Here is an 18984-nt window from a genome sequence, read left to right as displayed (position 1 = left end):
CGGGCCCGGCTCAGACCCGGGCGGCGCCGGTGAAGTCGTCGAGGATGCGGCGGTAGTAGCCGGGCCCGAAGCCCATGCCCCCGACCTCCGGCACCAGGGCGCGCAACTTGTCGATGGAGATGGTGTGCTGGCCGCCGGCCTCCTGGTACTCGCGGCGTGCCGTCAGGCCCAGCGCCTGCCCCAGGTGATCGACGATGTCCTCCACCGGCACCGCCACCCCGGAGGCCACATTGACCGTCTCGGCGCGCAGGTCCAGGGCCAGCAGCCGGTCGATGACGGTGATCACATCCCGGACGTCGATCAGGTCCCGGGCGGCGCCCCGGTGGATACGCACCGCTCCCCCGCGCAACTGCCGTACCAGGGACGGCAGTAGCTGGTGGTCGGGCTGGTCCGGGCCGACCAGATGGCCCAGGCGCAGAATCAGGTGGTCGGCCCCGGAGGCGCGCAACTGCTCCTCCAGGGCGAGCTTGTGCGCCCCGTAGGGGGTGCAGGGGGTGATCGGCGCGTCCTCCCGGCCGGGGCCCACGGCCCGTCCGTACATCCCGGTGGCGGCGGTGGAGAAGAACAGCAGCCGCCGGCCGGTGGCCAGGCACCCTTCGGCGGCCTCCTTCAGCAGCGCGGCCTCCCGGGCGAAGTCGGCATCGGAGGTGCCGCTCGCCCAGGAGACCCCCGCCGCGAGGGCCACGGTGCCCGGGTGCCGGTCCGCGAGCGGCCGCAGGTTCCGGGCCAGGAATCCGTTTCCCACGATGTCCATGCGGTCGCTCATCCGCGCCCGGCCACGAATTCCCTGATCGAGGCGATCACATAGTCGAGCATCTCCTCGGTCAGGGCCGGGTACACGCCGATCCAGAAGGTCTGGTCGGTGATGATGTCGCTGTTGGTGAGGTCGCCGACGATGCGGTGCGGCTGGTCGGTATAGGCCGGGTGCCGGGTGAGGTTGCCGGCGAACAGCCGCCGGGTGCCGATCTTCCGGTCCTCCAGGAAGTCCACCAGCTCGGCCCGGCCGTAGTGGGCCCCGGGCCGGACGGTGATGGCGAAGCCGAACCAGCTGGGGTCGGACTTGGCGGTGGCCTCCGGCAGCAGCAGGCCGGGCACCCCGTCCAGACCGTCCCGCAGCCGCCGCCAGTTGCGCTTGCGGGCGTCGATGAAGGAGTCCAGCTTGGCCAGCTGGGTCAGGCCCAGGGCCGCCTGGATGTCGGTGGCCTTCAGGTTGTAACCCACGTGCGAGAAGATGTACTTGTGGTCATAGCCCTCGGGGAGGGTGCCCATCTGGTACTTGAACCGCTTGAGGCACTTGTCGTTCTCCCCCGGCTCGCACCAGCAGTCCCGGCCCCAGTCCCGCAGCGACTCCACCACCCGGGCCAGCGCCAGGTTGGAGGTCAGCACACAGCCGCCCTCGCCCATGGTCAGATGGTGTGCCGGGTAGAAGCTGACCGTGGTCATATCGCCGAAGGTGCCGGTGAGCTGCCCGTCGTAGAGCGAGCCGACCGCGTCGCAGTTGTCCTCGATCAGGAACAGCTCGTGTTCCTCGGCGAGTTGGGCGATCTCGGCGACCTCGAAGGGGTTGCCCAGGGCGTGCGCGATGATGATGGCCCGGGTCCTGGGGCCGATGGCCGCCGCCACCTTGGCCGCGGTGGCGTTGTAGGTGCCCAGCTCCACATCCACGAACACCGGCACCAGGCCGTTCTGCAGGATGGGGTTGACCGTGGTGGGGAAGCCCGCCGCGACCGTGATCACCTCGTCGCCCGGGCGGAGCCGCCGGTCCTCCAGCACATGCGAGGTCAGCGCGGAGACCGCCAACAGGTTCGCGGAGGAACCGGAGTTGGTCAGGTGTGCCTTGCGCCGCTTGAGCCGGCGGGCGAACCGCGACTCGAACATGCGCTGGCTGCGCCCGGCCGCGATCCGCATCTCCAGGGCGGCCTCCACCAGCGCCACCCGGTCCTCCTCCTCCAGCACCGCGCCCGAGGGCCAGATCTCGGTCTGCCCCGGGATGAACTCCCTTACCGGGGAGGCCTCCCGGTGGAACTTGCGGACCTCCTCCAGTACCAGGTCCTTGCGCTCGCTCATGGTGCGGTCCTTCCGTAGGCATGGGGCATCGCGGCGGCGAGCAGGTCGCGCAGCGAATCGTCGAGAGTGCGGCGCGGCCGCCAGCCCAGCAGCCGGCGCGCCCGGGTGATGTCCAGCAGTTGCCACTCCACATCGGCGCGGAGCGGCGGGGTGGGGGCCGCCTCGGCCACCGGGACCGGCAGGCCGCTGAGGGCGACCATCCGGTCGACCGGTTCCCGCATGGGGACGGCCCGGCCGCCGCCCACATTGATCACCTGGCCGCGCACCAGGTCCGCCGGGGCGGTGGCGGCGGCCAGCACCGCGTCCACCGTGTCCGCGAGGTCCACCAGGTCGCGGCGGGTGCGCAGCGGCGGCAGCCGGAGCTCGGCCGGTGTGCCGCCCAGCGCCCGGGTGCGGGCGGCCTCGGCCAGGTGGTCCGCCACCTTGCCGAACAGGCTGCCGGCGGGCGCCCCGGCGCCGACCACATTGGCCAGCCGGAGCACCACCCCGTCCACCCCCGACTCCCGGGCGGCGCGCAGCACTTCCTGGCTGCCCTGGAGCTTGGTGCGGCCATAGGGGGTCACCGGCGCGGCCGGCTGGTCCTCGGTGGTGGCCGTGCCCGGGGTGCCGGCGCCGTACTCATGGACGCTGCCCAGCTGCACCAGCCGGGGCGCCCGGTCCAGGCCGGCCAGCGCCTGGGTGATCCGGGCCACCAGCCGGGCGTTGCCCTCGGCCATCTGCCGCTCGTCGGCGGCCCAGGCCCGGCCCGCCGCGTTGACCACCACATCCACGCCGTCCGAGCCCAGCACCCGGGCCAGTTCCTCCGGCCAGGCGGTCAGCACATCCAGCCGGACGGCCTCCGGTCCGGTGGCACCTCGGGACACCGGGCGGACCCTGGCTCCCTGCCCGGTGAAGGACTCGCACAGCCGGCGGCCCAGATAGCCGGTGGCGCCCAGCACCACCACCGTCAGGCCCTCAGCGCGCGGCACTCTGGGCTCCGTGCTTGACCGGCTTCCACCAGCCGGGGTTGTCGCGGTACCAGTTCACGGTGTCGGCCAGGCCCTGTTCGAAGGAGGTCAGCGGGGCATAGCCCAGCTCCTGCTGGATCTTGGACTCGTCGATGGAGTAGCGCAGGTCGTGGCCCTTGCGGTCGGCGACCCGGCGGATGGCCGACTCATCGGCGCCGAGGAGGTCCAGGAGGGTGTGGGTGATCTCGAGGTTGGTGCGTTCGTTGCCGCCGCCGATGTTGTAGACCTCGCCGGCGCGGCCCTTGTCCAGGACCAGCTGGATGCCGCGGCAGTGGTCGTCCACATGGAGCCACTCGCGGATGTTCTTTCCGTCGCCGTACAGCGGCACCTGCCTGCCTTCCAGCAGGTTGGTGATGAACAGCGGGATGAGCTTCTCGGGGTGCTGGTAGGGCCCGTAGTTGTTGGAGCAGCGGGTGATGGACAGGTTCAGCCCATGGGTCTTGAAGTAGGAGCGGGCGACCAGGTCCGAGCCGGCCTTGGAGGCGGCGTAGGGGGTGTTGGGCTCCAGCGGCCAGGTCTCGGTCCAGGAGCCCTCGGCGATCGAGCCGTACACCTCGTCGGTGGAGACATGCACCACCCGCTCAACGCCGGTGCGCAGCACGGCTTCCAGCACGTTCTGTGTACCGCCGACATTGGTGCGCACAAAGTCCGCGGCCGCTTCGATGGAACGGTCCACATGGGACTCGGCCGCGAAGTGCACCACCGCGTCATGCCCCGGGAACAGCTCCAGCAGCAGCGGCAGATCGCAGATGTCGCCCTCGACAAAGCTCAGCCGCTGGTGCTCGGCGGGCAGATTGGCCCGGTTGCCGGCGTAGGTGAGCTTGTCCAGGACGGTGACCTCGGCGTCCTCGAAGCCCGGGTAGCCGCCGGACAGCAGGGTGCGCACATAGTGCGAGCCGATGAATCCGGCGGCGCCGGTGACCAGGATCCTCATGCCGCCACCTCCACCCGGGTGTGGTCACCGACGACCAGCCGGTGCTGGGCCGAGCCCCCGACGACGGCCTGCCGGCCGATCAACGAGCCGTGCAGTCCGCGCACATCGCTGACCTCGGCGCCGTCCAGGGTGATGGAGTAGGTCAGTCCCGCGCGGCGGAGCACATTGTCCCGCCCGATGGCGGTGTGCGGCCCGAGGTGGCTGTCCTCCACCACGGTGCCGGCGCCGATCACCACCGGTCCCTCGATCCGGGAGCGCACCACCCGCGCCCCGGCCTCCACCACCACTGCCCCGGTGAGCACACTGGCCTCGTCGACCTCACCGGCCACCTCGGCGGTGAGGTCCTCCAGCAGGTGCCGGTTGCACTCCAGCACATCCTCGACCTTGCCGGTGTCCTTCCAGTACCCGGCGTACTCCCGGGCCCTGACGTCGGCGCCCTGGGTGACCAGCCACTGGATGGCGTCGGTGATCTCCAGCTCGCCGCGTGCGCTGGGCGCGATGGAGGCCACGGCCTGGTGGATGGCGGGGGTGAAGAAGTACACCCCGATCAGCGCCAGGTCGCTCTTGGGCTCCTTGGGCTTCTCCACCAGCCGCAGCACCTCGCCGTCCGGGCCGAGTTCGGCCACCCCGAAGGCGGTCGGGTTGGGCACCTTGTAGACCACGACCTGGGCGTCCGGCCGCTCGGCGGTGAACTCGGCGGCGATGTCCGCCACTCCCTCGGGCAGCATGTTGTCGCCCAGGTACATCACAAAGTCGTCGTCGCCCAGGAACTCCCGGGCGAGGACCACGGTGTGCGCCAGCCCGCGCGGCTTGTCCTGCGGGATATAGGTGATCCGCACCCCGAACCGGGAGCCGTCGCCCAGCACCGGGGCTATCTCATGGATGCGGTCCCCGACGATGATCCCGATCTCGGTGACGCCCAGATCGCGGATGTTCTCCAGAACGTGTTCCAGCACGGGCTTGTTGGCGATCGGGATCAGCTGTTTGGGCATGGAGTAGCTGAACGGCCGCAGACGGGTCCCCGACCCGCCCGACAACACCAGGGCTTTCATAAGGAGCCTCTCTCTGCACAAGGGAAAGGGGATGGGCAAAGCGCCTGGGATCAGGCGAGTTGTTCGAGGACCGGCACAATCCGCGCCGGGGCGGGCATCGAGGCGATCTCCGCGGCGAGGTCCCGGGCCCGCTTGCCGTAGCCGGGGGAGGCCAGCAGCTCCCGGCAGGACTCGGCGATGGCCTCCGGGGTGTCCTGGCCGGGCAGCAGGGTGATGGCCGCGCCGTAGTCGGCGACCCGGCGGGACGGAATCTCCAGCACCGCGCCCTTGGGGATGAGCAGTTGGGCGACTCCGGCGTTGAGACCGGTGAGGGTGGAGACGCCGCCGGCGTGGTGCACCAGCAGGTCACAGGTGGGGGCCACCACGTCCAGCGGGATCCAGCCGGCCCGGATCCCGGGCAGTTCGGCCCGCAGCGCCCCGGCCACCTCCTCGGGTGCGGCCACGATCAGTTCCACGTCCCAGGCCGCGACCTCCTTGGCGAGGCCCCGCAGAAACTCGAAGTTCTGGTCATAGCTGTCCTTGGCCACCCGGCTGCCGGAGCTGACGCAGATCCGGCGCCGCTCGCCCCGGGTGTACATCCAGCGCTCCAGGGTGCGCTGCCGGTTGGCGGGGATGTAGCGCATCATCTGCGCCGGTGCGGCATGCGGTGGTCGCAGGCCAGGCGGACAGATGTCGATGAACAGATCCGGTTCCGCAATGCTCGCCAGGCCCAACCGGGCCAGTTCCGGAGCGAGTTCGAGGTCCGCGCCGGGGTGGATGCCGTCGGCATCGATGGCGTCCCAAGCCTGGCGCGCATGAGGGATGCCCAGGTGTGCGGCCAGTAGCGGCGCCACGTAACACATCGTGCCGCCGACCACGAGGTCCGGGCGCCAGTCATGGGCGAACTCCAGCATGCGGTCCAGGCTCGCGGCGGCCATCCGGGCGAACCAGCGGCCGGTGAAGCGGGCCTGCTCGACGGGGTCGGTGGGAATCGTCTCCGGATTCCCCTGCCGGTCGGTGGTGATGAAGTGCCGGATGGGCCGGCCGGTGGTGGGCACTCCGGGCAGTCCGGAGGCGGCCACCACCGGCATCATGTCCTCATTGGCGGCCATCACCACCTGGTGGCCGGCGTTGCGGGCGGCGGTGGCCAACGGCGCCAGGGCGAAGACGGTGGCCGGGCTTCCGGCGGCCACGAAGAGAAGCCTCATGGTTGCTCCTTCGGGCCCGGGAGGACGGGCAGCAGCCCGGCCGCCACCGCTTCGGCCAGGGTGGGCGCCTTGGCGTCCTTCTCCGAGATCAGCGGCGGTTCGGGGCAGTTCCAGGGCAGGTCGAGTTCGGGGTCGAGCGGATTGATGTCGATCTGGGTGCCGGGGACATAGGTGCTGGAGACCACGTAGCAGATGCAGGCGTCATCGGTGAGCGCCAGGAATCCATGGCCCACACCCTCGGGCACATAGACCGACCGGCCGGATTCGGCGGTCAGTTCACTGACCTGGTGCCGGCCGAAGGCCGGTGAGCCGATGCGCAGATCGACCACGATGTCCCGCAGCGCGCCCCGGACACAGGTGACGAACTTCGCCTGTCCCGGCGGGATGCTCACACTGTGCAGGCCGCGCAGCGTATGGCGTTTGGAGACCGAGTAGTTGATCTGCCGGGGGGTGAAGTCGATCCCGGCCCCAGCCAGCCGGTCACACCGCATGGCCTCGAAGAACACCCCCCGGTCGTCGGGCAGTTGGTCCGGCGTGATCAGAAAGGTGCCGGGGATGGTCATTTCCTCGATGCGCACGGCTGGTTCCGTCCCTCTCCAATGGCTTCGAGATCCGCCGCCACCTGGGCGGGCGCGGGCATCGCACGCATCTCCCCGGCCAGCCGGCGGGCGGCGGCCCCATGGCGGGGTTCGGCCAGCAGTTCTTCCAGGGCGCCACGCACCACCTGGGGGTCGTCCTGCTGTCCGGCCTCGTCGAAGCTGAGACCGGCGCCCGCCGCGGCGATCCGGTCGCCGACCGCGAAGTGGTCGGCGAGTTGCGGCAGGACCAGCTGGGGCAGGCCGAAGGCGGTGGCGGTCATGGCGGTTCCGGCGCCGCCGTGGTGGACCATGGCGTCACAGGTGTCCAGGAACAGATGCAGTGGCAGCGGGTCGATCAGGCGCACCGGCTCGGGCACCGGTCCCAGCTCCCGCCGCTGTGGTTCCGGGACGGTGGCCAGGATCTCCGCCCCCGCCATACCGGCGAAGGAGTGCAGCAGCCGGCCGGCGAAGGGCACACCGTGCAGCGCCAGGGTGTTGCCCAGCGAGACGACCACCCGCCGGTCCGCCTTCTTCTCCCGCAGCCCGGCGGGCAGTTGGCCGGTGCCGCTGAACGGCACCCAGCGGATGGGCGTGCCCTCCTCCGACTCCGGCAGCCGCAGGGAGGGTGGTGTGGGGTCGAGCAGCACGGTGGGATCGGGCAGCTCGTCCACACCCAGGCTCCGGCACAGTTCCCGGAGGCTGGGCCGGCTGGCCCGCCGTGCGGGCCCGGAGATGGCGTCCACCGTCCAGCGGTGGTGCACCACCGGCACCTCCAGCACCGCGCCGATAATCAGGGAGGCGTACTCCAGCGGATCGGCGAGGATCAGATCGGGGCGGAACTCCCGGGCGAACTCCAGGTACGGGGCGGTGACCGCCAGGGCGTGTGCCGTCCACACCCGGCCATAGCCGCCCAGCGTCGAACGGGCGGGGCGGGGCCGGGCCTGCAACGGCCGCTGCCCGCCGGGCAGTCCGCGCAGCAGCATGCCATTGACGTCGAACTCCCCGCCGGTGCACACCGCGGTCAGCCCGGCGGCCCCGACCGCGCTCAGCACATCGCGCTGGCCGAGCACCTGCACCTCATGGCCGGCCGAGCGCAGCGCCCAGGCCAGCGGCACCAGCGGCATCAGATGGGCCGGCACCGGGGTGGGGATCATCAGTACCCGCATGGCGTCAGCCCCGGCACTCGGCGGTCAGCCGCTCCAGCAGCGGGATGATCTCCCTGGGCGCGGGGGCGGCCAGCATGTCCTGGTGCAGGTCCCGGGTGCCGTCCCGGAAGGACGGGTCCTCCAGCAGCCGGACCAGTTGCGCGCGCAGCTGGTCCACCTCCAGCTTCTCCGGGTCGGCCACCAGGCCGGCGCCCCGCTCGGCGACATAGCGGCCGCGCACCGCCTCGTCCCACATCGGCAGCGGCACCACCAGCTGGGGCACTTTGAAGGCCACCGCGGAGGCGAAGGTGCCGCCGCCGCCGTGGTGGATGACCGCCGAGCTGGTCGGCATCACCTGGTTGAGCGGGATGTACTCCAGGGCGCGGACATTGTCCGGCAGGGTGCCCACCTCGTTCAGCTGGCCGCCGTTGAGGGTGGCGACGACCTCCAGGTCCAGGCCGGAGACCGAGTCGAAGAACTCGCGCATCGGGAAGCCGCTGTAGTTGCCGAAGATCCGGCGCCGGCTGACGCCCAGGGTGAGCACCACCCGGGGCCGTTCGGGGCGGGAGTGCAGCCAGTCGGCCAGCGGGGCGGAGCCGCTGTAGGGGACCCGGCGGAGGGGGACGGTGGTCAGGCCGAGGGGGTACTGCATCCGGGGCGGGGTCAGGTCCAGTGACCACTGGCCGGTCAGCATCTCCTCGTGGAAGTCCAGGCCGTAGCGCTCCAGCATGGGCAGCAGCCAGGGCAGCCAGGGGTCCTCGGTCAGCGAGGAGGCGGGGTCGGCGATCTCCTGCCGGGTCAGCCGCCGGATCAGCCCGATGTTGTCCATGCCCCACAGCAGCCGGGCGTGCGCGGCACCACAGGCGCGGGCGGCCACCGGGGCGGGCAGCATCAGCGGGTCCCAGAGCACCAGGTCGGGCCGCCAGGCGCGGGCGAAGTCCACCAGCGCGTCGGTCACCGGGCGGCGGTCACCGCCGCCCTCCGGCTCGGCCGGGTAGTGCATGGAGAACATGCCGCCCAGCACCGCCCGGGTGTACTGCCAGCCGTCCCCGCCCTGGTGGTCCAGCGCCAGGCTGGGCCGGTCCGGCTTGCCCTCGCCCTGCTCCGGGCCCAGCCGGCCGGGGAACTCGTCCCGGGTGCCCAGCTTCAGCCCGGTCAGACCCGAGGCGGCGATATTGCCGTGCAGATCCGGTTCGACCACCCCCTCGTGGGCCGCCACCACCACCTCGTGACCGGCGCTCTGCAGCGCCCAGGCCAGCGGCACGATCGGATGCAGATGGGCGGTCGCCGGAAAGATCGCGAACAGGACGCGCAACGGGGTTCTCCGTTCATGGGCTCCACCGGTGACGGCCGGTGGAGAGGCTCAGCGAGGGGTGCGCCGCGCTCCGGTGAGGGCGACGAGGGAACCGGCGCAGGCCACGCCGGTGATCAGCAGCAGTGCGTGGCGGTACCCGGCCGGGCCGGCCGCCAGGGCCACCACCGCCGGGAGCGTCACCGCGGCGCCGAGCTGGACTGCCGTCTGGTAGAGCGGCACCGCTGAGCCGCGCCACTCGGCCGGAATGCCGCTGGTGGCCTGGAGGTTGAGGGCCGCGAAGGAGAGCACAAAGCCGGCGCCGACCAGCAGCAGGCCGGGCAGCACCGCGGCGGCGTACGGCCCCCGCGGATGCCAGAGGCAGTACGCACAGCCCGCGTTGGCGGCCAGCGCCCCGGCCGTGATCAGCCGGGCGGTACCGAAGCGGCCCACCATCCGCCCGGCATACGGCAGTGAGAGCGCCAGCGGGACACAGGCGGGCAGCACCGACAGGGCCGACTGCCAGGAGTTCCAGCCCAGTTGGTCCTGCGACCGGAAGACCAGCAGCACCAGCAGGCCCAGATAGCAGCCATTGAGGGTGGCCGCGCAGAACGCGGAGCGCACCAGCGGCCCATTGCGCAGCAGGACCGTGCGCGGTGGGCGGGGTGCGCCGGCCGCCACACGGTCGGCCGGGATCAGCCGGGCCGCGAAGACCAGCAGCACCAGTGCCACCGGTGCCGGGAAGACCAGGTCCCAGCGCCAGCTCAGGCCGGTGAGCGCTCCGGAGCACAGCAGCCCGGTGGTGAATCCGGCGGCCCCGAACAGCGAGTAGACCGAGACCGCCCGGCGCTGTTCGGCGCCCTCCCGGAAGGTGGTGCTGATGATCGCCAGGCCGGTGGGGGCGGTGAGCGCGGCACACATGCCCTTGACCACCCGGGTGGCGATCAGCAGGGTGGCGTCCTGGGCCGGCCCGCCGGCCAGCGAGGCGGCGGCGAAGACCAGCAGGGCGGCCAGATAGGCCCGGCGCCGCCCCCACCGGGCGATCACCGGCGGGCCGAGCAGCAGTAGTGCGGCGAAGCCCAGTGCGAAGCCGCTCATCACCCACTGGGTGGTCCACGCCGAAAGGCCCAGCCCGTCCCGGACGGCCGGCAGCGCGGGCAGCACCACCGACACCTCCAGGGCGTCGATCAGCATGTTCCCGGCGAGTACGAACAGCAGGGCGCGCCGGGCGTTGGCGGTGCCCGCCGGGGCGGTCGGGGCGGCCATCAGCGCAGCAGGGTGCCGCCGCTGGCGTCCAGGTAGGAGCCAGTGATCCAGCGGGCCTCCGGGCTCGCCAGGAAGACCACCACATCGGCCACGTCCGAGGTCTCCCCCACCCGGTTGAACACCGAGTACTGGGCCATCGCGGCCACCGCCTCCGGGTTGTCGAAGATGGGGCTGCCGTTGTCGGTGATGCCCGGGCCCACGCTGTTGACGGTGATGTTCCGGGGGCCCAGATATTTGGCGAAGTGCAGGGTGAGCTGGTCGATGGCGCCCTTGGTCATGGCATAGGCCACTTCCTCGGGGTTGGCGAAGCGGGTGAGGCCGGAGGAGATGTTGATGATCCTGCCCCCGTCCGGGATCAGCCGCAGGGCCCGCTGGACGATAAAGAACGGCGCCTTGGCGTTGACCGCGAACAGCCGGTCGAACTGGGCGGGGGTGACCTCCTCGGGGGCCACTCCGCCCATCACTCCGGCGTTGTTGACCAGGATGTCCAGGGTGGTGGTGCCGGTGCGCTCCTTCAGGCCCTGTTCCAGGGCCAGGAAGAGCTCATGGACATCGCCGGTGACGCCCAGTTCGGCCTGGACCGCGAAGGCCCGGCCGCCTTCCTTCTCAATGGTCGCCACGGTCTCGGCGGCGCCCTCCCGGTCGCTGGAGCAGTGCACCGCGACCAGCGCGCCCTCGCGCGACAGGCGCACCGCGGTGGCCCGTCCGATGCCCCGGCTGGAGCCGGTGACCAGGGCGGTCTTCCCGGCGAGCTTGCCCATCATGGTGGTGGTCCTCCTGTGCTGGGTGGTGGGTTGACGGTCGGAGCGGGGGCGGTCGAGCCCGCTGATCATTCCGGCGAGATGGCGGCGGGCCGCGCGGATGCCGAGCAGCTCGCGGAAGACCGCGCGCAGCGCGTCCACTTCGGGCCCTCCGAACAACAACTGGGCCTGTGCCTCGATATGGGTGAGCGTGCGGGCGCCCACCGGATGGCGTTCGCCGTGGTAGCCGTCCAGCAGCGCCTCGTCGGCCTCGCCCCGGATACGGGCGGCCAGCCGCCAGCCCAGGGCGGCGGCATCCTGGAGGCCGAGGTTGAGTGCCTGGCCGCCGACCGGCAGCTGGACATGGGCGGCGTCCCCGGCCAGGAAGACCCGCCCCTGCCGGTAATGGGTCACCTGGCGGCGGGCGTTGTGGAAGGCGTTGGTCCACACCGGGCGGGCGCCGCCGATGTCCTCTCCGGTGACCCGCCGCCAGACCTCGGCGATCTCGGCGAAGCCCGGGTCCTTGATCTCCCGGGGCGTACGGGCGTATTCGTACACCATGATCCGGGTGATGCCGTCCGGCCCCCGGCGGGAGTTGGCCACGCCCAGCGGGTGCCGTTCGAAGCGGCGGTCGGCCGGCGCGATGTCCGCCAGGTCGGCGCGGAGCATCTCCTTGGTGGGACCGCTGCCGGCGAAGTCAAAGCCCGCCAGCCGCCGCACCGCGCTCCGCTCCCCGTCACAGCCCGCCAAGTAGCGGGCGGCCAGCCGGAATGCACCGTCCGGCCCGGTGCCGGTCACCATGACCCGGCCGGCTTCCTGAACCAGTCCGGTCACGGTGTGACCGCGCCGTATCCCGGCGCCCAGGCCGGCGGCCCAGTCCTGGAGCGCCGCCTCGATCAGGGTCTGTGGCGCCTTCCACTGGCCGGCGAAGGGATGCTCCGCTCCGGCCTCGGCCAGGTCCAGCGGGATGCCGCCGAAATGGCCCGGCCCGGCCGGGGGCGGCGGTCCCAGCCGGGGCAGCAGGCCCCGGTCCTGGAGGATCTCCATCGACCGGGAGTGCAGCATCGAGGCCCGTGACTCACCGGTGGGCTCGGCCAGTTGCTCCAGTACGGTCACCCGCGCCCCGCCGGTGCGCAGCTCCCCGGCCAGCAGCAGCCCCACCGGACCCGCCCCGACCACGATGACGTCGGTGACCTCCGTGTCCAGCGCGTCCACCGCTCAGCGCCGCGCTTCCGCGTACTCCTTGGCATGGCCCAGGGTGGCCCGGCTGTTGCCGCCCAGGGCGTTGCGCAGGAACTCACGGGCCTCCGGGACACCGGCGTCCGCACCCAGAATCCCGGTGATATTGGCGGTGTTGACCACCACCAAGTGCTGGGAGGTGGCGGTGGTGACCCCGTCCGGCCCCTCCACCAGCAGCCAGTAGCCGGTGTGCAGGTTCATCAGCGCGGGCAGGGTGGTCTGCTTGTAGACGATCTTCTCGTGCGGGAAGCAGACCCGGACCGACTCGGTGGTGTGCTGGGAGCCGTCCTTGGTACGGGTGTCCATCCGCAGCACCTGGAGACCCGGGGTGTCCTCGGTCAGCGAGACCGTGGCCACATGCGGCAGCCGCTCGCTCCACAGCTGGGCCTCGTTGAGGAAGTCATAGACATCCTTGGCCGAGCCCTTGATGGTGACGCTGTCGGTGAAGGAGAGCGTCAACTCGGCCTGACTGGTGGCCCGTTCCACGTTCTCCTTGAGGGAGGCCAGTTCGGAGCGGCTGTTGCGGTCCACGGCCTGATCGATCCAGGCCAGCTTCTCCGGGTCGTCATCGATCGCCCGGTAGTCATGCAGCAGCCGGATCCGCGACTCGGCGTCCGACAGCGGCTCGATGATCCAGGTGCCGCCCATCGACGCCACCGGCGGAGCCGACACCTCCTGCCGGAAAGTGATCCGCAGCGCCTCCGCGTCCAGGGTGCGCCGCGAAGTCCAGTTCTTGGCGGTGCCATTGGCGGTCGCCCAGATCCGGATGCGCTCCTGGCCCTCCCCCAGCGGCTCCTGCTCCACATACACACTCGGCGGGAAGATCAGCGGCCAGTTCTCCACCTCGGCGATCAGGCGGTAGACCTCGGCGGCGGGGGCGTGCACGGTGATCTCGTGCTCAACCTCACGAATAGTCATGTCTCTTGAGTCCCTTAGAAGTTGCCCAGACCGCCGCAGACATTGAGCGCCTGGGAGGTAATGGAAGCGGCGGTGTCCGAGGCCAGGTAACCGACCAGACCGGCCACCTCCTCGGGCGTGGAGTAACGGCCCAGCGGGATCTTCGCCTGGAACTTCTCCAGAATCGCGTCCTCGGACGTCTCATACGCGGCCGCGTAACCGGCCCGCACCCGCTGCGCCATCGGCGTCTCCACATAACCCGGGCACACCGCGTTCACCGTGATCCCGGTCGGCGCCAGCTCATTGCCCAGCGCCTTGGTGAAACCGACCACCCCATGCTTGGACGCCGAGTACGGAGCACCCAGCACCACACCCTGCTTACCCGCCGTGGACGCGATATTGATGATCCGGCCGCGGTCCTTGTGGCGCATCCCGCCGGCGTTGAGCACCTCGCGGGTCATCAGGAAGACGCTGTTGAGGTTGGTGTTGATCACGTCGAACCACAGCTCGTCGGCGATGTCGGCGGTGACACCACCACCACTGCGGCCCGCGTTGTTGACCAGCACATCGATGGTGCCGAAGCGCTCCACCGCCTGGGCCACAAACCGGCGGATGTCCTCGGCGGAACGGACGTCGCAGGGCGCGCCGTCCACCTCCAGCCCCTCGTCCCGCAGCTCCTTGACGGTGGCGGTCACACTGTCCTCGCTCCGGGCACAGAGGAACACCCGGTGTCCGTCCAGGGCCAGCAGCCTGGTGACCGCGAGGCCGATGCCGCTGGTGGCGCCGGTGACCACGGCGACCTTGGGGGTTTGCTGCGTCACGTCACATCTCCTGGTGATGAAGTGCCACCGCCGCCGTGCCCGGGGGCACGGCGGCGGCATGTGTGGGTGTGGGGGATCAGCCGGCCTGGGCGGGCACCAGCGAGGAGTTGACCGCCTCGATCAGCGCACGCGGCGTGCGGATCTCGGTGAGCAGGTCGTCGTCCAGGGTGACGCCGAATTCGCGCTCGATCCGGCCGGCCGTCTCCAGCAACGCCAGGGACTCATAGCCCAGTTCGGCGAAGTCGCTGTCCAGGATGTCGCCGTCCAGGTCGACGGCCTCGTCGGTGCCGGCTCCTTCACGCAGGATGCGCCTGAGGTCCTCAAGGGAGAACTCGGCGAACTCATGACCAGACATGGCGGTCCTTTCCTTGCTGCTCGGGTGTGGAGGGTTCACTGGCCGGTGCCACGGACCACCAGGGCGGAGTTGAAGCCGCCGTGGCCGCGCGCCACCACCAGGGCGGCGCGCACCGGCGCGGGGCGCGGCCGTTCGGTGACCAGGTCGAGCCGGTAGTCCTCGACGGGGTCGACGCCGATGGACGGCGGGATCACCCCGTCCCGGATGGCCAGGAAGGCGGCGGCCAGATCCAGCGGCGCCGCACCGGAGTTGAGCCGTCCGGTCATGGTCTTGGGGGCGGTGACCGGAACGCCCCGGGCGCCGAAGACCGCGGTGATCGCCTCGGCCTCGATCCGGTCCAGCTCCGGGAGGGCGGCCGCGTCCGCGAACACCACATCGATCTCGCCGGGTGCCATCTCCGCGTCGGCCAGGGCCAGTTCGATGGCCTTGCGCAGACCGGGCGGACGGCCGCTGCCCGGCCGGGGGTCAAAGGTGGACCCATAGCCGGCGATCTCGCCGTAGATCCGCCGGGCGCCCCGCTCCCGGGCACTGTCCAGGTCCTCCAGGACCAGCAACGCCCCGCCCTCGCCCGGCACATGGCCGGCCGCGGCGGCGTCAAAGGGCAGATAGGCGCGCTCCGGGTCGTCGCTGGTGCTCATCCGGTTGCCGGCCATCTGTGCCACCCAGCCCCAGGGGCAGATGGAGGCGTCAATGGCCCCGGACATCACCAGCCGGGTGCCCTTGCGGATCTGCCGCCGGGCCTGGGCCACCGCGTCCAGGCCGCCGGCCTGGTCGCTGACCACCACCCCGCTGGGGCCGCGCAGCCCATTGCGGATGGAGATCTGGCCGCTGTTGACCGCATAGAACCAGGCGAAGGACTGGTAGGCGCTGACATATCGGCTGCCCTGGCTCCACAGCGCCTTGAGCTCCTTCTGGCCGAACTCGAAGCCACCCGCGGAACTGGCGGTGATCACACCCGCCGCGTAGTCCGGCAGCTCCGCGGGCACCACCCCGGCGTCGGCGAACGCCCAGTCGGCGCCGGCCAGGGCGAGCTGGGTCATCCGGTCGGTCTGCGGCAGCAGCCGGCCGGGCAGGTGCTCCTGGGCGGCGAAACCCTCGATCTCACCGGCCAGCCGGGACGGATAGCGCGCGGGGTCCCAGCGGGCGATCCGTCCGATGCCACTGGTGCCGGCCCGGGTGGCGGCCCAATAGGCCTCGGTGCCCAGCCCGTTGGGGGCGGCCACGCCCAGCCCGGTGACCACGGTCGTCACGGCGCTCATGCCGCCCTCCTCTCCGGACGCGTCAGCACCATGGCGCTCTGGAAGCCGCCGAAGCCGCTGCCCACCGACAGCACGGTGTCGGTCTTCCAGTCGCGCGCCGTCAGCGGTACATAGTCCAGGTCGCACTCCGGGTCGGGGGTGTGCAGATTGGCCGTCGGCGGCACCACGTCATGCTCGATGGCCAGCGCCGAAGCGGCGATCTCAATGGAGCCGATGGCGCCCAGCGAGTGCCCCACCATCGACTTGATGGAGCTGACCGGGACCGCATAGGCGTGCTCGCCCAGGCTGCGCTTGAAGGCGGCGGTCTCATGCCGGTCGTTCTGCTTGGTGCCCGAGCCATGGGCGTTGATGTAGTCCACGTCCTGGGCGTTCAGCCGGGCCTCGGCCAGCGCCACCGAGATGGCCTCGGCCATCTCCCGGCCGTCCGGCCGCAGCCCGGTCATATGGAAGGCGTTGCTGCGGGTGGCGTACCCGGCGATCTCGGCATAGATACGGGCCCCGCGCCGGCGGGCGCTGGCCAGCTCCTCCAGTACGAACACGGCCGAACCCTCGCCCAGCACAAAGCCGTTGCGGGTGCCGTCGAACGGCCTGGAGGCGTGCTCCGGGTCGTCGTTGCGGGGAGTGGTGGCCTTGATGGCGTCGAAACAGGCCACGGTGATGGGGGAGATCGGGGCGTCCGTCGCCCCGGCCACCATCACATCCGCCGTCCCCTCCCGGATCAGCTCGGTGGCGTACCCCACCGCGTCCAGGCCCGAGGTGCAGCCGGTGGAGACCACCGTGCTGGGCCCCTCGGCGCCCACCGCCCAGGCCACCTCGGCCGCGAAGGAGCTGGGCACCAGGTAGTTGTACAGGTGCGGCACCGCGTACTCATGGTCCACCAGGTCCAGCCGGCCGCTGTCGCTGACCGTGCGGTACTCCTGGTCCAGGCCCATGGTGGCGCCGACCGCGCTGCCGATGGTCACCCCGGTGCGGTGCGGGTCCAGGGCGGCGAACTCCAGACCGCTGTCCGCCACCGCCTCCCGGGCGGTGACCACCGCGAACTGGGCGGCCCGGTCCATCCGCCGGATCTCCTGGGCGCCCAGGCCCAGCAGCTCGGCGTCGAAGTCGACCTCGGCGGCCACCTGTGAGCGGAACGGGGAGGGGTCGAAGAAGCCGATCCGCCGGGTGGCGGTACGGCCGTCGGTCAGCAGGCTCCAGAAGTTCTTGGCGCCCACCCCGCCGGGCGCGGTGACCCCGATCCCGGTGATCACCACCCGCCGGCCGGACCAGGCGGTCACAGCGCTGTCCAGTGGTAGAAGCGCTGCGCCATGGCGTCGGCCGGGGAGCGCCAGGTGTCCGGGTCATAGGCGGTGATAAAGGGCTTGAGGTCCTCGCTGATGCCCACGAACCGGGGGTCGGTCTTGGCGTCCTCGATGCGCTCCCGGCCATCGGTCTCGTCGAAGTCCTGGAGGTGGAAGTACAGCCCCCGGTACGAGAAGAGCTGACGGCGCCGGGTGCCCATCCGGTGCGGCATCTCGGTGCCGTCGAACTCCTTGAAGAGACGGGCCACGTCCTCGGCCGACTGCGGGTCCATCCTGGCCACGATCAACGTGCTGTGCATCTGTTCTCTCTTCTCTCTCCTGGTCGCTGTCAGGCGCGCTGGAAGCGGGAGGGGCCGAACCAGCGGTCCAGCGCCATGGGCAGGTCGTGGTGGCTGCCCGGGGCGGCCCAGGCCACATGCCCGTCCGGGCGCACCAGGACGGCCGAGGTGCCCCACAGCGGGCTGTCCTCGGTGAGCCCGTGCGGCGCGGCGGTCACGATGTCGATCCGGTCCGACCAGCCCGCCGCCCGGTTGCGCAGCCGGGCGTTGTCCTCCAGGTCCAGCAGCACCCCGCGCGCCGGGTGCAGCAGTTGGGTGCTGCTGGTCTTGCCCTGCTCGCCGACCAGCTCCAGGTGCGGCATCCGCAGGCCCAGCAGCGGGTGGGTGCCCGGGCCGACCTCATAGCGGATCTCCAACCCGCTGACCATGCCCGCGAGATGGCGGCTGACGTCCTCGTAGCGGATCAGCTCGGCGAGCACATCGCGCAGCGGCTGGATCTCCGGGCCGCTGAGGAAGAGCAGGCCCTGGGCCTTGGTGTTGAGCATCAGCCGCTCGCCGACCGGGAACCGCTCGCCGTGGTAGGTGTCCAGCAGTCCGGGGTGGGCGGTGCCGCGCACCACCGCGGCCAGCTTCCAGCCGAGGTTGACCGCGTCCTGGATGCCGGTGTTCATGCCCTGGCCGCCGGCCGGCAGATGGATGTGCGCCGAGTCCCCGGCCAGCAGCACCCGGCCCCGGCGGTACTCGGTGACCTGGCGGGTGGCGTCCCCGAAGGCACTGACCCAGCCGGCCTCGGCATGCGAGATATCGATACCGGTGATCCGCTCCCAGGCGGCGGCCACCTCCTGGTAGGCCGGCGGCTCGGTGCGCCGCCGTGGCTCGGCGCCATGCTCACAGACAATGATCCGGGTCCAGCCGCCATCACCCAGCGGCCCGGCCATCACCATGCCGCCGGGCAGGGTCTCACCGATCAGCCGCGGCTTGAGCTCCACACCCCGGATGTCCGCCAGGAACATCTCCATGGTGGCGGCGGTGCCGGGGAAGTCGAAGCCGGCCGCCTTGCGCACCGTGCTGCGGCCGCCGTCACAGCCCACCAAGTACGGGGCGGACAACTGGAATTCGGCACCGTCCGGTCCACGGACATCGGCCTCCACCCCCTCCCCCGTGTCGCGGAACGCCAACAGCTCGTGCCCGCGCCGGATATCGGCACCCAGCTCGCGCGCCCAGCCCTCCAGCATCGCCTCGGTGACCGACTGCGGCACGGTCTTGGCCGCCTGGTGCACGCTGTCCAGCACCCCGAAGTCCACCGGAACACCGCCGAAATGACCCGCGTTGCTGGTGCCCATCTCGCCCAGCCGGGGCAGCAGTCCGCGCTGGTCGAAGACCTCCATGGTGCGCGTGGTGAACCCCAGCCCGCGCGACTCCCCGGTCGGCTCCGGCAGGCGTTCCAGAACGATGACATCGACCCCCGCCAGCCGCAGCTCCGCGGCGAGCGTAAGACCGGCCGGGCCCGCGCCGGCGACTATGACTGAAGCATCCATCTACCTCTCCTCGGGGGAGTCGGAAGGCA

At 71.3% G+C, this 18984-nt stretch carries 18 protein-coding genes; all 18 read right to left on the bottom strand.

Annotated elements, in window-relative coordinates; all coding sequences use genetic code 11:
* Positions 1-10 precede the first annotated feature (10 nt).
* The 18 genes from ACIHFE_RS29185 to ACIHFE_RS29100 all read right to left on the bottom strand — a co-directional run bounded on the left by ACIHFE_RS29185 (position 11) and on the right by ACIHFE_RS29100 (position 18955).
* Positions 11-754: an NAD-dependent epimerase/dehydratase family protein gene (locus tag ACIHFE_RS29185; protein WP_400111250.1), complete on the bottom strand. Its 744-nt coding sequence runs from the start codon at positions 752-754 to the stop codon at positions 11-13.
* An 8-nt stretch (positions 755-762) separates the two neighbouring features.
* The gene (rfbH, locus tag ACIHFE_RS29180) at positions 763-2067 is read right to left on the bottom strand and encodes a lipopolysaccharide biosynthesis protein RfbH (protein WP_400111248.1); all 1305 of its coding nucleotides are present in this window, start codon (positions 2065-2067) and stop codon (positions 763-765) included.
* Positions 2064-3035 carry an NAD-dependent epimerase/dehydratase family protein gene (locus ACIHFE_RS29175; protein WP_400111246.1) on the bottom strand — a complete coding sequence of 324 codons (972 nt, stop codon included), beginning with the start codon at positions 3033-3035 and terminating at the stop codon, positions 2064-2066. Before ACIHFE_RS29175 ends, rfbH begins: the two co-directional genes overlap by 4 nt.
* Entirely contained in the window at positions 3022-4008 is a 987-nt protein-coding gene (rfbB, locus tag ACIHFE_RS29170; protein WP_400111244.1) for a dTDP-glucose 4,6-dehydratase, read from the bottom strand. Before rfbB ends, ACIHFE_RS29175 begins: the two co-directional genes overlap by 14 nt.
* Positions 4005-5060 carry a glucose-1-phosphate thymidylyltransferase gene (locus ACIHFE_RS29165; protein WP_400111242.1) on the bottom strand — a complete coding sequence of 352 codons (1056 nt, stop codon included), beginning with the start codon at positions 5058-5060 and terminating at the stop codon, positions 4005-4007. Before ACIHFE_RS29165 ends, rfbB begins: the two co-directional genes overlap by 4 nt.
* Before the next feature lie 50 nt (positions 5061-5110).
* Positions 5111-6247, bottom strand: coding sequence for a nucleotide disphospho-sugar-binding domain-containing protein (locus tag ACIHFE_RS29160; protein WP_400111240.1), 1137 nt, complete (start codon positions 6245-6247; stop codon positions 5111-5113).
* On the bottom strand, positions 6244-6825 hold the full coding sequence (locus ACIHFE_RS29155; protein ID WP_400111238.1) for a dTDP-4-dehydrorhamnose 3,5-epimerase family protein: 582 nt from the start codon (positions 6823-6825) through the stop codon (positions 6244-6246). The genes ACIHFE_RS29160 and ACIHFE_RS29155 overlap by 4 nt, the downstream gene beginning before the upstream one ends.
* On the bottom strand, positions 6807-7991 hold the full coding sequence (locus ACIHFE_RS29150) for a nucleotide disphospho-sugar-binding domain-containing protein (RefSeq protein WP_400111236.1): 1185 nt from the start codon (positions 7989-7991) through the stop codon (positions 6807-6809). Before ACIHFE_RS29150 ends, ACIHFE_RS29155 begins: the two co-directional genes overlap by 19 nt.
* Before the next feature lie 4 nt (positions 7992-7995).
* Positions 7996-9285, bottom strand: a complete 1290-nt coding sequence (locus ACIHFE_RS29145; protein ID WP_400111235.1) for a nucleotide disphospho-sugar-binding domain-containing protein — start codon at positions 9283-9285, stop codon at positions 7996-7998.
* Between the two features lie 48 nt (positions 9286-9333).
* Complete coding sequence (locus ACIHFE_RS29140) at positions 9334-10527, bottom strand: MFS transporter (protein WP_400111233.1); 1194 nt, start codon at positions 10525-10527, stop codon at positions 9334-9336.
* The gene (locus ACIHFE_RS29135; protein WP_400111415.1) at positions 10527-12473 is read right to left on the bottom strand and encodes an SDR family oxidoreductase; all 1947 of its coding nucleotides are present in this window, start codon (positions 12471-12473) and stop codon (positions 10527-10529) included. Before ACIHFE_RS29135 ends, ACIHFE_RS29140 begins: the two co-directional genes overlap by 1 nt.
* Before the next feature lie 12 nt (positions 12474-12485).
* Positions 12486-13424 (bottom strand): aromatase/cyclase, encoded by a 939-nt coding sequence (locus tag ACIHFE_RS29130; protein ID WP_400111231.1) that lies wholly within the window; start codon positions 13422-13424, stop codon positions 12486-12488.
* Positions 13425-13438: 14 nt separating this feature from the next.
* Positions 13439-14224 (bottom strand): 3-oxoacyl-ACP reductase, encoded by a 786-nt coding sequence (locus tag ACIHFE_RS29125; protein WP_400111229.1) that lies wholly within the window; start codon positions 14222-14224, stop codon positions 13439-13441.
* 76 nt (positions 14225-14300) lie between these two features.
* A complete protein-coding gene (locus ACIHFE_RS29120) occupies positions 14301-14579 on the bottom strand; it encodes an acyl carrier protein (RefSeq protein WP_400111228.1) in 279 nt (92 codons plus the stop codon).
* A gap of 35 nt (positions 14580-14614) precedes the next feature.
* The gene (locus tag ACIHFE_RS29115; protein ID WP_400111227.1) at positions 14615-15838 is read right to left on the bottom strand and encodes a ketosynthase chain-length factor; all 1224 of its coding nucleotides are present in this window, start codon (positions 15836-15838) and stop codon (positions 14615-14617) included.
* A complete protein-coding gene (locus tag ACIHFE_RS29110; protein WP_400111225.1) occupies positions 15835-17115 on the bottom strand; it encodes a beta-ketoacyl-[acyl-carrier-protein] synthase family protein in 1281 nt (426 codons plus the stop codon). The genes ACIHFE_RS29115 and ACIHFE_RS29110 overlap by 4 nt, the downstream gene beginning before the upstream one ends.
* Positions 17112-17438, bottom strand: a complete 327-nt coding sequence (locus tag ACIHFE_RS29105; protein ID WP_400111223.1) for a TcmI family type II polyketide cyclase — start codon at positions 17436-17438, stop codon at positions 17112-17114. The genes ACIHFE_RS29110 and ACIHFE_RS29105 overlap by 4 nt, the downstream gene beginning before the upstream one ends.
* A gap of 29 nt (positions 17439-17467) precedes the next feature.
* The gene (locus ACIHFE_RS29100) at positions 17468-18955 is read right to left on the bottom strand and encodes an FAD-dependent monooxygenase (RefSeq protein WP_400111221.1); all 1488 of its coding nucleotides are present in this window, start codon (positions 18953-18955) and stop codon (positions 17468-17470) included.
* Between the last annotated feature and the right edge of the window lie 29 nt (positions 18956-18984).

Source organism: Streptomyces sp. NPDC052396 (genome assembly GCF_044593195.1).
Classification (GTDB): Bacteria; Actinomycetota; Actinomycetes; order Streptomycetales; family Streptomycetaceae; genus Streptomyces.
This window is presented reverse-complemented; position numbering and strand designations above follow the sequence as displayed.

What these genes read in the sequence shown, in the direction of transcription:
- ACIHFE_RS29185 (WP_400111250.1), bottom strand. Translation starts at nt 754, where the DNA reads ATGGACATCGTGGGAAACGGATTCCTGGCCCGGAACCTGCGGCCGCTC.
- ACIHFE_RS29140 (WP_400111233.1), bottom strand. Translation starts at nt 10,527, where the DNA reads ATGGCCGCCCCGACCGCCCCGGCGGGCACCGCCAACGCCCGGCGCGCC.
- ACIHFE_RS29150 (WP_400111236.1), bottom strand. Translation starts at nt 7,991, where the DNA reads ATGCGGGTACTGATGATCCCCACCCCGGTGCCGGCCCATCTGATGCCG.
- ACIHFE_RS29115 (WP_400111227.1), bottom strand. Translation starts at nt 15,838, where the DNA reads ATGAGCGCCGTGACGACCGTGGTCACCGGGCTGGGCGTGGCCGCCCCC.
- ACIHFE_RS29100 (WP_400111221.1), bottom strand. Translation starts at nt 18,955, where the DNA reads ATGGATGCTTCAGTCATAGTCGCCGGCGCGGGCCCGGCCGGTCTTACG.
- ACIHFE_RS29120 (WP_400111228.1), bottom strand. Translation starts at nt 14,579, where the DNA reads ATGTCTGGTCATGAGTTCGCCGAGTTCTCCCTTGAGGACCTCAGGCGC.
- ACIHFE_RS29160 (WP_400111240.1), bottom strand. Translation starts at nt 6,247, where the DNA reads ATGAGGCTTCTCTTCGTGGCCGCCGGAAGCCCGGCCACCGTCTTCGCC.
- rfbH (WP_400111248.1), bottom strand. Translation starts at nt 2,067, where the DNA reads ATGAGCGAGCGCAAGGACCTGGTACTGGAGGAGGTCCGCAAGTTCCAC.
- ACIHFE_RS29105 (WP_400111223.1), bottom strand. Translation starts at nt 17,438, where the DNA reads ATGCACAGCACGTTGATCGTGGCCAGGATGGACCCGCAGTCGGCCGAG.
- ACIHFE_RS29165 (WP_400111242.1), bottom strand. Translation starts at nt 5,060, where the DNA reads ATGAAAGCCCTGGTGTTGTCGGGCGGGTCGGGGACCCGTCTGCGGCCG.
- ACIHFE_RS29130 (WP_400111231.1), bottom strand. Translation starts at nt 13,424, where the DNA reads ATGACTATTCGTGAGGTTGAGCACGAGATCACCGTGCACGCCCCCGCC.
- rfbB (WP_400111244.1), bottom strand. Translation starts at nt 4,008, where the DNA reads ATGAGGATCCTGGTCACCGGCGCCGCCGGATTCATCGGCTCGCACTAT.